Annotated in this window: 11 protein-coding genes; 5 read left to right on the top strand and 6 right to left on the bottom strand. The window is 70.3% G+C overall.

Annotated features, from left to right (window positions below; genetic code table 11):
• Positions 1 to 1,919, top strand: a 1,919-nt coding sequence (locus G6048_RS42220) for an FUSC family protein (RefSeq protein ID WP_165344915.1), incomplete at its 5' end; no start/stop codon positions are given.
• A gap of 102 nt (positions 1,920 to 2,021) precedes the next feature.
• Here G6048_RS42220 and G6048_RS42215 read toward each other — a convergent pair.
• Positions 2,022 to 2,975: an endonuclease/exonuclease/phosphatase family protein gene (locus G6048_RS42215; RefSeq protein ID WP_165344914.1), complete on the bottom strand. Its 954-nt coding sequence runs from the start codon at positions 2,973 to 2,975 to the stop codon at positions 2,022 to 2,024.
• A 163-nt stretch (positions 2,976 to 3,138) separates the two neighbouring features.
• Between G6048_RS42215 and G6048_RS42210 the strand changes: the two genes are divergently transcribed.
• On the top strand, positions 3,139 to 4,503 hold the full coding sequence (locus G6048_RS42210; protein ID WP_165344913.1) for an amidohydrolase: 1,365 nt from the start codon (positions 3,139 to 3,141) through the stop codon (positions 4,501 to 4,503).
• Positions 4,504 to 5,033: 530 nt separating this feature from the next.
• Here G6048_RS42210 and G6048_RS42205 read toward each other — a convergent pair.
• A complete protein-coding gene (locus G6048_RS42205) occupies positions 5,034 to 5,495 on the bottom strand; it encodes a hypothetical protein (protein ID WP_165344912.1) in 462 nt (153 codons plus the stop codon).
• Positions 5,496 to 5,539: 44 nt separating this feature from the next.
• Positions 5,540 to 6,163 carry an ATP-binding protein gene (locus G6048_RS42200; protein WP_206342813.1) on the bottom strand — a complete coding sequence of 208 codons (624 nt, stop codon included), beginning with the start codon at positions 6,161 to 6,163 and terminating at the stop codon, positions 5,540 to 5,542.
• 152 nt (positions 6,164 to 6,315) lie between these two features.
• Here G6048_RS42200 and G6048_RS42195 point away from each other — a divergent pair, with 152 nt between their 5' ends.
• Positions 6,316 to 7,176 carry a helix-turn-helix domain-containing protein gene (locus G6048_RS42195; RefSeq protein ID WP_165344910.1) on the top strand — a complete coding sequence of 287 codons (861 nt, stop codon included), beginning with the start codon at positions 6,316 to 6,318 and terminating at the stop codon, positions 7,174 to 7,176.
• Positions 7,177 to 7,440: a DUF397 domain-containing protein gene (locus G6048_RS42190; RefSeq protein ID WP_165344909.1), complete on the top strand. Its 264-nt coding sequence runs from the start codon at positions 7,177 to 7,179 to the stop codon at positions 7,438 to 7,440. It abuts the gene before it with no gap.
• A 199-nt stretch (positions 7,441 to 7,639) separates the two neighbouring features.
• On the opposite strand, the gene pdxR is transcribed toward G6048_RS42190, so the two are convergent.
• Entirely contained in the window at positions 7,640 to 9,076 is a 1,437-nt protein-coding gene (gene pdxR, locus G6048_RS42185) for a MocR-like pyridoxine biosynthesis transcription factor PdxR (protein WP_165344908.1), read from the bottom strand.
• A 47-nt stretch (positions 9,077 to 9,123) separates the two neighbouring features.
• On the opposite strand from pdxR, the gene G6048_RS42180 reads away from it, so the two are divergent.
• Complete coding sequence (locus G6048_RS42180) at positions 9,124 to 9,627, top strand: carboxymuconolactone decarboxylase family protein (protein WP_165344907.1); 504 nt, start codon at positions 9,124 to 9,126, stop codon at positions 9,625 to 9,627.
• Positions 9,628 to 9,691: 64 nt separating this feature from the next.
• Here the strand turns inward: G6048_RS42180 and G6048_RS42175 are convergent, their stop codons facing one another.
• Both G6048_RS42175 and G6048_RS42170 read right to left on the bottom strand, forming a co-directional pair.
• A complete protein-coding gene (locus G6048_RS42175; RefSeq protein ID WP_165344906.1) occupies positions 9,692 to 11,179 on the bottom strand; it encodes a glutamate synthase subunit beta in 1,488 nt (495 codons plus the stop codon).
• A gap of 266 nt (positions 11,180 to 11,445) precedes the next feature.
• Entirely contained in the window at positions 11,446 to 11,925 is a 480-nt protein-coding gene (locus G6048_RS42170; RefSeq protein ID WP_165344905.1) for an anthrone oxygenase family protein, read from the bottom strand.
• Positions 11,926 to 12,069 lie beyond the last annotated feature (144 nt).

Raw genomic sequence — 12,069 nt, 5'->3', positions numbered from 1 at the left:
GCCCCGCCCTTGCCCTGCCTCCCTGGCTCGCCCATGCGCTGCGCGCCCAGCGGGGACCCGTGCCGTGGAGCGCGGTCGTACGAGGGGCGCTGGCCGCCGGCCCGTTGCTGCTCGTGGCCGTGCTCGTCGACCGGCCCTCCATCGGAGTCGTGGCCGCCCTCGGCGCCATGCTCGCCGGGACCAATGACCGGCCCGGGAGCCGACGGGCCTCCATCAAGCGGCTCGGGGTGCCGGCGCTCGCCGGGGCCGGTGGGCTGTTCCTGGGGGCGTACCTCGGGGAGCAGGCCGGAGCGGTGCTGCTGACCCTGGCGCTGACCGGGCTCGGTCTGGTGGGCGGGGCTGTCAGTGCCGTGGGGCCGGTGGCTTCCGGAGCGGGCACGCAGTTGCTGGTCGCGGCTGCTGTGGGGGCCGGGATGCCGTTGCCCGAACCAGGGTGGCAGCGTGCCTTGTTCTTCTTCGGCGGCGCGGTCTGGCTGATCGTGCTGCGGCTTGTGCTGCCGACGCCCGGGGCCCTGGTCAGTGACCTCCGCGACTTCCGCTTCGACGGGGAGCGGGAAGCCGTCGCCTCCGTGTACCAGGCTGTCGCCGCGCTGCTCGCCGCCGTGGGTGGTGAGGACGCCATGGCCCGGCGTGCCGCGCTGACCGCCGCGCTCGATCACGCGCAGGACGCGCTCGCGGGACCGCGGCTTCGTGGGTACGCCAGTTCCGCGGCCGAACGGCGGCTGCGCGCGCAGTACGCCGCCGCGCTGCCCCTCGCCGAGGCCGCGACCGCGCTCGCCTGGTCCGGGGACGCCCTGCCCGCGCGGGCTGCGGACGGGCCGCGACGGCTCGCCGTGGCCGTACGGACGGGGGAGGCCTGTGGGCCGCTGCCCGCGCCCTCCCGTTCCGTACCGGGGCTCCGGGCCCTCGACGACGCACTGCTGCACGCGGCCGAGGCCTTCGACCGGGGCGGCAGGAAGCCCAGCCCCAAGGGTTCCAGTGGACCCATCGACCTCGGTGCCCAGCAGACCGCGCGCCATGGTCTGCATCTACGTCCCGTCCGCGCCAAGGCCCTCCTGCGTACGGTCACCGGCGCCGGAGGCCGCGAGTACGGGCTCCGGGTGGCGCTGAGCTTCGGCGCGAGCGCCGCGGTCGCGCAGGCGCTGCACCATGTGCACTGGTACTGGCTCCCGGCCACCGCCGTCTTCCTCGTCAAGCCCGATCTCGGTCCGCTCGTCTCGCGCGTACTGTGCCGGGCCGCGGGAACCGTCTTCGGTGCCGTCGTGTTCGCCGGGTTCGCCGCGGTGCTGCCCGCGCCGGAAGGGCTCGTGGCGCTCGTGGCCGTCAGCGGAGCCCTCATCCCGGTCGCCATACGGCACTTCGCCGCCCAGACCGCCGTCATCACCGTGCTGGTGCTCTCGCTAGTCATGGTCGGCGGCGAACCGCAGGCCTCCTGGAGCCGCATCGCCGAGACGCTGCTGGCCTGCGCGATCGTGCTGCTCGTCGGACATCTGCCGGCGCCGGGGCAGCGCGGCGGGAACGTACGGGCCCGCCTGGGGCGTGCGACCGACGCGGCGCACGCGTACCTGGCGCAGGTGCTCAGCGGGGCCGACGACCGGGCGGCGCGCTGGGCCCTGCGCCGCGAGGCCTACCGGACGCTGGCCGAGGCCCGCGCCGCGATCGACCGCGCCTCCGCCGAACTCCCCACCCTGGCGCGGCACACGGAAGGCACCGACGAGGTGGCGGACACGCTCGAACGCCTCGTGGACACGACCACCGCATGCGCCGTTCACCTCGACGACACGGGACGGCTCACTCCCCAGCACACCGAACGCCTCGCCACCCTCCTCGACGAACTCGTCGAGCGGCGGGAGCGGGCGGGGCTCACATCGGAGTACGACCGGTCGGGGAACGCCCTGAACCTGAACTTGAGTGCCTGATCAGCCTGTACGGACCTGCCTTAGCCAGTACGGACCTGTCTCAGCCTGTACGGACCTGGCTCGAAGAAGCGCAAGGAAGCGCGAGAAAACCTAAGGAAGCCCTCACACCCGTATTCGCGCCCACACCGGAGCATGATCCGACCCCGCCTCATCCCGGCGCGCACTCGGATCGTCGCCCACCGACGGCAGCGTGGTGACCTCCTGGGCAGGAGCGCCGGTTCCCGCGCCGGTCACATGGTCGAGGAGGAGGCGGCTGACCAGTATGTGGTCGATCAGCTCGGGGCGGCCGGCGTGCACTCGGGAGAATCGTTGCTTCTCGTCGATGAGCGGGGCGATGTTCCACAGGCGGGACGCGTCGCCCTTGTCGGGGCGCTCGAAGCCGGGGGTCTTGATCTCGGAACCCGGCGGGCCCTGGAGGATCTGGGTCGTGGCGGCGGCGACCTCGTCGTTGAGGTCGCCGAGGACGGCCACGTTCCGCTCCCTGCCCTTGCCGTCGAGGAACTCGTCGGCGAGTGTGCGCAGCGTCGTGGCCTCGGCGGCCCGCCGGTAGAGGGCGTACGCGCCATAGCGCGCCCGCTCGCCCTCGTCCCGCGGCTGGAACCGTCCGCCCGGATACGTCAGCAGCTTCGACTTCAGGTGGCACACCGCCACCGTCAGGGTCATCGCCCCCATGGCGATCTCCACCGCGAGGAAACCGCGGCCCGTACGATCCACCGGCTCACCGTCGTCGTCACCCTGCACGGGCCGCAGTGGTGCGGGGAAGGCGTTCGTGTCAGCCCGTACTCGTAGTGCCGGGCGACTGAGGAAGCCGACCCTGATGCCGCGGACATCCGGGTGCTCCGAGAGCGCGATGTGCCAGTCGCCGTCCAGCATGTCGGCCAGATCGCGCAGCGCCGCCGGGTCGCCGACCTCTTGCACGCCGAGCAGGGCGGGGTCGAGGTCCGTGATCATCGAGGCGAGGGCGGTGAGCTTCGCCTTGTACGCGGCCTCGTTCTTCGGTCCGTACCGGCCGCCGGGCCGGTACAGGTTCTCCAGATTCCAGGTGCCGAGAAGCATGCCGGGCTCCTTCCGGGGAGCGCTGCCGGTCGAGACGTGACGGGGTTCGATGACGGGGCTTCGGTGAAGCCAGAGTGCGCGCCGAATCCTTGCGGCGACAGGGCGAGGACCGGATGCACGGTTCACGTCACCCGGCGGTACGACCCCGTCGTACCGTGGCGTGATGACATCGCCCGACGCGAAGAACGCCGCCGATCTCATCATCACCGGATGCACCGCCCTCGTGCACGACGATCATGAACAGGTCGACTTCGTCGAGGACGCCACCATCGTCGTACGGGACGGACTCATCGAGACCGTGACGACGGACGACGACCTGTATGACACCCCCGCCGGCGAACGCATCGACGCGCGCGGCCAGATCGCGATGCCCGGCCTGGTCAACTGCCATACGCACGCGCCGATGGTCGCGTTGCGCGGTATCGCCGAGGACCTGCCCCTCGAGGAGTGGTTCAACGACGTCATCTGGCCCATCGAGTCCAACCTCACGGACAAGGACGTGGAGTTGGGGGCGCGGCTCGCCTGCGCCGAGATGATCCAGGGCGGTGTCACCTGCTTCGCGGACCACTACTTCTCCATGGACACTGTCGCCGCCGTGGTGGCCGACTGCGGGATGCGCGCCAATCTCGGCGAGGCCTACTTCTCCTCGCAGGGAGCCGAAGGGCGCGAGCGGTCACTGGACTTCGCCCTACGGCAGCGAGGCGCGGCCGACGGCCGCATCACCACCTCGCTCGCCCCGCACGCCCCGTACACCGTCGACGACGCCGATCTCGCCGCCACTTGTCAACTCGCCCGCGAGCACGGCCTGTTGGTGCACATCCACGCCGCCGAGAACCGCGACCAGACCGACACCAGCCTGGCCCGGCACGGCCGCACGCCGATCGAGATCCTTCAGGGCGCCGGGCTCCTCGACGTCGACCTGCTCATCGCCCACGGCACGGGCATCGTGGAGCGCGACCTGCCCGTCCTCGCCGGTGCCACGGGACGGGTCGCCGTGGCCAGTGCGCCGCGCGGCTACCTCAAGTTCGCCTGGCCGACGACCACTCCGGTACGCGCCCTGCGGGAGCTCGGGATTTCCGTCGGGTTGGGCACTGACGGGGCCGCGTCGAACAGTTCCCTGGACGTGTGGGACGCCATGGCCCTCACCGCGCTGGTGCAGAAGTTCACGGAGCGTGACGCGCGCTGGCTGACCTCGCGGCAGGCACTGCATCACGCGACGCTGCAGAGCGCACGGGCGGTCGGACTCGGGGAGTCCATCGGCAGCCTCGCCCCGGGGCGAAAGGCCGACATCATCCTCGTCGACCTCTCCGGGCCGCACACCCAGCCCGTGCACGACCTCCCCGCCACCCTGGTGCACAGCGCCCGCTCCAGTGACGTACGCACGACGATCGTCGACGGGCGGGTCCTGATGCGCGACCGCGAGCTGCTGACGCTCGATGTGCCGGGGATCGTGGGGGAACTCGGGGAACGGATGCCGTCGCTGCTCGACCGGAGCCATGGCAGGAAGATCCAGGAGTATGACGCCTGAGTGTGATGGTGGCGGCGGGTGTGGGGCGAGGAGCACGGGGCGGGTGTGAAAAGGGTCCGATATCACTACGAGTACGAAGAGTGACACGAAACGTCACAAAAGCTGAGAGATCACTCACACTGAGGCAGTAACCGAGTGTCAGCTACGTCTCAGTACGGTCACTCTGCGATCCGTTTCCCCCATGGTTGGCGTTTATTAACTCTAGGAGAACAGCGCTTCTACGGGAGCAGCGCTACATGGAGGTGCAAGGTGAACGGGCGAACGGTGCTTGGGCGCTTTCCAGCTGGGGGGCCGCGGGGTTCTTGGCCTGCGGAGGAGTTCGCGCAGGCTTGCCGCCTGGAGGGGCAGCAGGCTGAGGTTGTTATGGACCTGACGTCCGATGCGTTTCTGGTGGTCGTTAGCGACCGCGCCGAGTGAGTGGGCGGTTCTCTTGTGGCTTGTCGCTCCCCCACTCTCGAATTCGCTCGAGCGGGGGGACCCCCATCGCGGCGGAGCCGCAAATTGATACAGCCCCGCGCCCCTTACGGGGCTCAGGCTCGGACCGACCTCGACCACACCGGCGTCGTCCCCGTAACCCGGCACAGTGCCAGGTACAGCGGTATCGGTGCTGTGTACGGGAGCGTGCTGTCCGGCTTGTGGATCAGGTCCGGGAGTGGGAGTGCCGGCGTGCCCGGGATTATCGCGCCCGTTGCGTAGTGGGTGGGGGCGGGCCAATCCAGGGAGACGTCGGAGTCGGCGGGGACCAGCCACCACCACTGTGAAGCGTCGGCGTATACGCAGCCGACGCGCGGCAGCCGGGGCATCAGCAGAGGGCCGAAGCGCGCGGGCATCGACACCGCGTCGCAGCCCAGTGGTGCGTGCATACCCTCCGGGACGGTGAGGCGTCGCAACGCGCCCGCTCCGGAGGGGGCCCGCAACGAATGACGTAGACGAACCAGCGTGTCCAGGTTGAGCACCTTGGGCACCCCGGCCGACGTAGCCCTCACACCCATGCAGCCCCGTCCGTTCTCAAGTTTTCGAACGTCTTCGAAACGAATCAGAACCAGTGCCCTGCCGCGGGCCCGTCCGCCCCGGTCAAGGCGGAGCCGGTTCGCGAGGAGCCGGCTGGGGCCGGCCGGCTCCTCGCACTCCAGCCCAGGTCCGACCGCGGCTCGGCGCCGTTGTTCGCCGAGCGCGGCAGGTCCGCCCAGACCAGCAGTCCGGGTCCGGAATCCTGGGCGCCCCAGGCCGTGCACACCGCGGCGACGAGAAGCAATCCCCTCCCGTGCTCCTCCTCGGGGCGCTGTGGCGAAGGGTGGGGCTCACCCGTCGCACACCCCTCGTCGCGTACGGCTATTCGCACCCGGTCGTCGCCGTCGTGCAGTTCGCACACCACCTGGCGGCTCGCCGTGTGCACGACCGCGTTGGTGACCAGCTCGGAGACGACCAGCTCCGCCATGTCGCAGGTGTCCTCACAGACGGCCCACCCCGAAAGCTGGGCGCGGGTAAGGCGCCTGGCCTGCTGTGGGGAACCCGGATGCGCGGCCAGCTCGAAACGAAACCGGCGCTCGGCAGCCGCATCGGCGGCGCCGAGACCGTACTGGCTCCCGGCGGCGTCTGCTCTTAACGACGAAGGCGGAGTCACGCTTGCCACTATCTCCCCGCCGTGAACACTTGGCAAGAGTCACTCTGAAAATTGCAGAGTGCAGTGTTCCGTGTGGAGGGGGCCATGGCACACTGCATCGCAACAGCACGTGACGCGGCGTCTGTTGGGTACTCGCGGGGTATCCACCGGGCGCCGCCCGGGCTGTTCAGGACTATGTGGAGGTGGACGTGAGTGAGCCACGGTCCGCGCCGACGGTCGGGCAGGTCGTCCTCGGACGGCGCCTGTTGGACCTGCGGGAGCGCGCGGGGCTCAAGCGCGAGGAGGCGGCGCGCATACTGCGCGTCACGGCCGCCACCGTCCGCCGCATGGAGATGGCCGAGGTCGCCCTCAAGATCCCGTATCTCCAGCTCCTGTTGAAGGCGTACGGCGTCTCGGAGGAAGAGGCCGACGCGTTCGTCGCCCTCGCCGAGGAGGCCAATCAACCCGGCTGGTGGCAGCGGTTCCACGACATCCTGCCGGGCTGGTTCTCGATGTACGTCAGCCTGGAAGGCGCGGCCGGCCTCCTCCGCAGCTACGAACCCCACTTCGTACCCGGACTGATGCAGACCGAGGAGTACGCCTATGGCGTCATGGAATCCGGCGCCCTCGGCCAGACCAAACCCGAGGACATAGAGCGTCATGTGGCGCTGCGCATGCAGCGCCAGGAGCTGCTCACGCGAGAGGACGCGCCACGGTTCTGGGTCATCATGGACGAGACGGCCGTGCGCCGGCCCGTCGGTGGCCCCGCCGTGATGCGCGCCCAGATCGACAAGCTGCTCGAGGTCACGCAACTGCCGAACGTGACGCTGCAGATCGCCCCGTTCTCCTCGGGGCCGCACGCGGGCACGTACGGGCCCTTCGTGCTCTTCCGATTTACCGTGCCCGAACTGCCGGACATGGTCTACAGCGAGTACCTGACCGGCGCCGTCTACCTGGACGCGCGTGCCGAAGTGGCTACCCACCTCGAGGTCATGGACCGCATGGCGGCGCAGGCCGCCACAGCACATCGCACGAACGAGATCCTCCTGGATCTCCGCAAGGAGCTGTGAATGAATCGCATCAAGTCCCGGGTCCACAACGGGCAGATCTACAACGGCATGCCCGCCCGCGAGCTGGGCAGCGAAGGCTGGCACAAGCCCTGGAGCGGCGGCAACGGCGGCAACTGCGTGGAGGCGATGAAGCTCGCCGACGGCCGCATCGCGGTCCGCCAGTCCGCGGACCCGGACGGCCCCGCCCTCATCTACACCCCCGGCGAGATGACGGCGTTCATCCAGGGCGCCAAGGCGGGGGAGGCGGACTTCCTGCTGTCCTGAGGCCCTTGTTCACGAACTCCATTGTCATTCTCCCGTCATTTGCCCCTTATTCGTTTTATTCGTTGCCCTTTGTGTCCTCTGTCAAGAGACCTGCTCGAACGACGGCGGCCCGACCGCGAGCTTGCGGCGGGCCGCCGCTCAGCGGTGGGCCAGGGTGGCCGCCGCCACGATCCCTCGGCCACTTGCGCCGTGCGGCCAACTACCTGGCCGGCAACGCCGCGCACAACGCCTCCAGCGCGGCCTCGTACGCATGCTCCGGAGGCGTCGCATAGCCGACGACCAGGCCGTCCGGTTCGTCCGGCGCGGAGATCGGCGCCTCCGGGTGCCGGAACTCGGCGAGCCCGTCCAGGGCCAGCCCCTGCCAATGGGCGGCCCTGACGGCGGCCTGCTCGCTTCCGGGCGGGAGCCGCAGCACCGCGTGCAGCCCGGCCGCGATCCCGGTGACCTCGACCTGCGGCGCGTGCGCTGCCAGCGCGACGACGAGACGGTCCCGTCGCGTCCGGTACCGCTGCCGCATGCGCCGCACATGACGGTCGTACGACCCGGAGACGATGAAGTCCGCGAGCGTCAGCTGGTCGAGGACGCTCACCCACGCCTCACGCTCGCCCTTCGCTTCCAGTACGGCGTCGACGTACCGCTCCGGAAGGACCATCCAACCCAGCCGCAGCGCGGGCGACAAGCTCTTGCTGACCGAGCCGATGTGGATGACCCGCTCCGGGTCCAGACCCTGAACGGCGCCCACAGGCTTGCGGTCGTAGCGGAACTCCCCGTCGTAGTCGTCCTCCAGAATCACCCCTCCACGCGCGCGTGCCCAGTCGATCACGGCGCCGCGGCGCGCGGAATGCAGCGGGCCGCCGGTCGGGAACTGGTGCGCCGGTGTGAGCAGTACGGCCCGCTCCTTGCCCAACTCCTCCACCTGGGCGCCATGTTCGTCGAGGGCCAGCGGGCGTGTCCGTACGCCTGCCGCGGCCAGCAGCTCGCGGTGGAAGGGCAAGCCGTACGTCTCGACGGCCAGCGGGCCCCGGAGTACCCCGCCTCCGGAGCCTCCGAAGAGGAGCCGCAGGGCGTGGGCGAAACCGGAGCAGATCACGATCCGGCCCGGCTCGGTGCGTACGCCCCGCGCGCGTGCCAGGTACTCCGTGAGCGCCTCCCGTAGTTCGCGACGGCCGGCAGGATCTCCCGGTCCGAACGCCTCGTTGGGCGCCTGCTGCAGGGCTCGCCGGTACGAGGTGAGCCAGGCCGTGCGCGGGAACGCCGACACGTCCGGGGTGCCCTGCCGCAGGTCGTGTCGTGGTCCACGCACGCGTGGGGGTGTCTTTTTGGGTACGCGCGCGTGGGTGCCCAACGGTTCGGCGCGCTCGGCAACTTGTGTGCCCGAGCCCTGGCGCGCGGTCAGCCAGCCCTCGGCAACGAGTTCGGCGTAGGCGTCGGCGACCGTGTTGCGGGCCACGCCGAGATCGGCGGCCAGCGAGCGGTACGGGGGGAGCCGGGTGCCGGGGGCGAGACGGCCGCTGCGTACGGCCTCGCGCAGGGCGCTGATGAGGGCGGCGCGACGACCGCCCGTGCCCGACAGTTCCAGCTCCAGATGCAGGTCGGCGCCGATACGCTCCGCCGAATTGACCCACGATTCCGCCATGAAAGTGAACCCTACAGAGGGTCTTTCCGAGCCGTAGTTTCGTGGTCATGACGACGAACACGACAGACATGACCAAGGTGGCGAACGAGGCCGCGGTGGCCGAAAACGTCCGCCTCAACTTCGCGAAGTCGGCCCGGAAGGCTTTCCGAGCCCTCATCGGCTTCGACGCCACCGCCCGCGAGGGTCTCGACCCGGCCCTCGTCGAGCTGATCCAGATCCGCGCCTCGCACCTCAACCGCTGCGCGTACTGCCTCCACATGCACACGAACGACGCGCGCAAGGCGGGCGAGAGCGAGGACCGGCTGCACATGGTCGCGGTGTGGCGCGAAGCCCGCCACTTCTTCACGGAGCGGGAACAGGCCGCGCTCGCGCTGACCGAGGCGGTGACGCTGGTGGCCGACCGCGGCGTCCCGGACGACGTCTACGCGCGGGCCGCCGCCCAGTTCGAGGAGCAGGAACTGGCACAGGTCCTGGCGCTGATCTTCGCGATCAACACATGGAACCGGATCGCGCTGTCGACCGGGAAGGTGGCCGGCACAGACGAGCGCTGATGTCGGTGTCCCTGGTGTCCCTGGTGTCCCTGGTGTCCCTGGTGCCTTTGGTGTTCCTTGTGCCTCACACCGTCATCGGCCGGTCGTACGGGCCTATCGGCGCCGGAAGCCGTGAACTTCCCGTCAGTTGACGGTCGACCGCCGCCGCCACCGCTCGGCCCTCCGCGATGGCCCACACGATCAGGGACTGGCCGCGCGCGGCGTCCCCGGCGGCGTACACGCCGGGGACGTTGGTCGCGAAGTCGGCGTCGCGGGTGATCGTGCCGCGGGGGTCGAGGGCGAGGCCGAGCTGGTCGACGAGGCCGTCGGAGCGGTCGGGGCCGGAGAAGCCGAGGGCGAGCAGGACGAGGTCGGCGGGGAGCCGGCGTGCGGTGCCGGGGAGGGGGCGGCGCTCGGCGTCGACCTCGACCAGGTGCAGCGCGTGCACGTGGCCGTTCGCGTCGTCGGTGAAGCGGAGCGTGGAAGCCGCGAAGAGCCGAGCGTCGGCGTCCGCCGAGGGCGCCGTCCGCAGCTCGCGAGCCTCCTCATGCGCGGCCGACAGCCGGTAGATCTTCGGGTACATCGGCCAGGGCTCGACGTCCTCGTCGCGCTCCGTGCCCGGCTGCGCGTAGATGTCCAGCTGCGTCACGGACGCCGCGCCCTCGCGCACCGCCGTGCCCAGGCAGTCGGCCCCCGTGTCACCGCCCCCGACGATCACGACATGCTTGCCGGCCGCGGACAGCGGGGAGGCCTCCATGTCTCCCTCGCACACCCGGTTGGCCAACGGCAGATACTCCATCGCCTGGTGTATGCCGTCCAACTCGCGCCCCGGCACAGGGAGTTCACGCCAGGCCGTGGCGCCAACGGTGAGCACGACGGCGTCGTAACGGGCCCGTAGCACGGCAGCATCGATGTCCCGGCCGACGACGGTCGACGTACGGAACTTGGTTCCCTCCGCCCGCATCTGCTCGAGCCGCCGCTCCAGATGCCGCTTCTCCATCTTGAACTCGGGTATCCCGTACCGCATCAGCCCGCCGAGCCGATCGTCCCGCTCGTACACGGCGACGGTGTGCCCGGCCCGCGTCAACTGCTGCGCCGCGGCAAGGCCCGCAGGACCCGAGCCGATCACCGCGACCGTACGCCCGGAAAGCCGGTCCGGCGGTCGCGGCGGCGCGAAGCCCTCCTCCCAGGCCCGGTCGGCGATCGCGACCTCGACGTTCTTGATGGTGACCGCCGGCTGGTTGATCGCCAGCACGCAGCCAGCCTCGCAGGGCGCGGGGCACAACCGCCCGGTGAACTCGGGGAAGTTGTTCGTGGCATGCAGGCGATCGCTCGCAGCTCGCCAGTCGTCGCGCGAGACCAGGTCGTTCCAGTCGGGGATCAGATTGCCGAGCGGACAGGCCTCGTGGCAGAAGGGGATGCCGCAGTCCATACAGCGGTCCGCCTGCGTGCGGATGATGGGCAGCAAAGCGCCCGGGACGTACACCTCGTCCCAGTCACGGACCCGCTCCTCGACGGGGCGGCGCGGCCAGTCCTCGCGGGAGGCGTTGAGGAAACCCTTGGGATCGGCCATGGCCGTCTTCCCTCACGTACGCGAACGGGACCCATACGGCATCCCGCCTCCGGGCCGGGCCGGGGCGGCGGGCCGGGGCCGGAGGGCGGGGTGCGCAGGGCCTTACGGCAGACTCTTCCTGCCACGATACGTCGCCCACGGCGCGTAAGCCCCAGTGCGTGCGCGGGCGCATGCGCCTCTGCTTCGGGTGAGCGCCAGGACGTAGTCGGGCTCAGGCGGATGCCAGGACGTCTCAGGCTCAGGCGAGCGCCAGGACGTACTCAAGCTCAGGTGAGTGCCAGGACGTACGAGATCGCCGCGCCGGCGGACGCGATCATGCGGACGTGGTTCCACGTCGTCCACTCGCTCACGTACGAGCGCCAGTACGCGGCGGCCTCCCGGGTGCCAGGATCCATCGTCGCCAGCTTCTCGTTGCGCGGGACGTTCGCGACCATCGTGACCCCGAAGCTGCCGAACAGATACAGCGCGCTGCCGAGCAGCAACTCCACCGTGCCATCGTCGGGCCACAGCACGAACGTGACCACCGCGAGCACCGCGCACAGCACGGCCGACCCGACGAACACCGCCATGAAGGCCGGCGTCAGCGCCGTCACATTGATCGACTTCATCGCGGCCACACCCTGCGCCGGCGGCAGCGCGGCAAGCCCCCTCATCACGAACGTGGAGAACGCGCAGAAGACCCCGGCCACCAGCCCCGTACCGAGCACACCCAGCACCGTCAGCACGAAGTACGGTCCATCGATCATGACAACTCCCGCATGTTGAAGGATCCTGCCTGGCACTCCCTGTCACCGCCACCACAAGTGAAGTCCGGTACGACCAGGGTCACCATCGCCGAGGGGCTCGGGGGCATACGCGAGCCGCTCGTCTTGGGGCCCCCTCCCTCCCTC

The organism is Streptomyces ureilyticus (genome assembly GCF_011045025.1).
In the GTDB taxonomy this organism is placed as follows: Bacteria; Actinomycetota; Actinomycetes; order Streptomycetales; family Streptomycetaceae; genus Streptomyces; species Streptomyces ureilyticus.
The sequence above is the reverse complement of the archived record's forward strand: the minus strand, read 5'-3'. Positions and strand labels throughout refer to the sequence as shown.

Excerpts from the sequence above, each read along its gene's own strand:
- G6048_RS42205 (WP_165344912.1), bottom strand. The coding sequence starts at position 5,495 with ATGGGTGTGAGGGCTACGTCGGCCGGGGTGCCCAAGGTGCTCAACCTG.
- G6048_RS42210 (WP_165344913.1), top strand. The coding sequence starts at position 3,139 with ATGACATCGCCCGACGCGAAGAACGCCGCCGATCTCATCATCACCGGA.
- G6048_RS42215 (WP_165344914.1), bottom strand. The coding sequence starts at position 2,975 with ATGCTTCTCGGCACCTGGAATCTGGAGAACCTGTACCGGCCCGGCGGC.
- G6048_RS42170 (WP_165344905.1), bottom strand. The coding sequence starts at position 11,925 with ATGATCGATGGACCGTACTTCGTGCTGACGGTGCTGGGTGTGCTCGGT.
- G6048_RS42180 (WP_165344907.1), top strand. The coding sequence starts at position 9,124 with ATGACGACGAACACGACAGACATGACCAAGGTGGCGAACGAGGCCGCG.
- G6048_RS42175 (WP_165344906.1), bottom strand. The coding sequence starts at position 11,179 with ATGGCCGATCCCAAGGGTTTCCTCAACGCCTCCCGCGAGGACTGGCCG.
- G6048_RS42190 (WP_165344909.1), top strand. The coding sequence starts at position 7,177 with ATGAATCGCATCAAGTCCCGGGTCCACAACGGGCAGATCTACAACGGC.
- pdxR (WP_165344908.1), bottom strand. The coding sequence starts at position 9,076 with ATGGCGGAATCGTGGGTCAATTCGGCGGAGCGTATCGGCGCCGACCTG.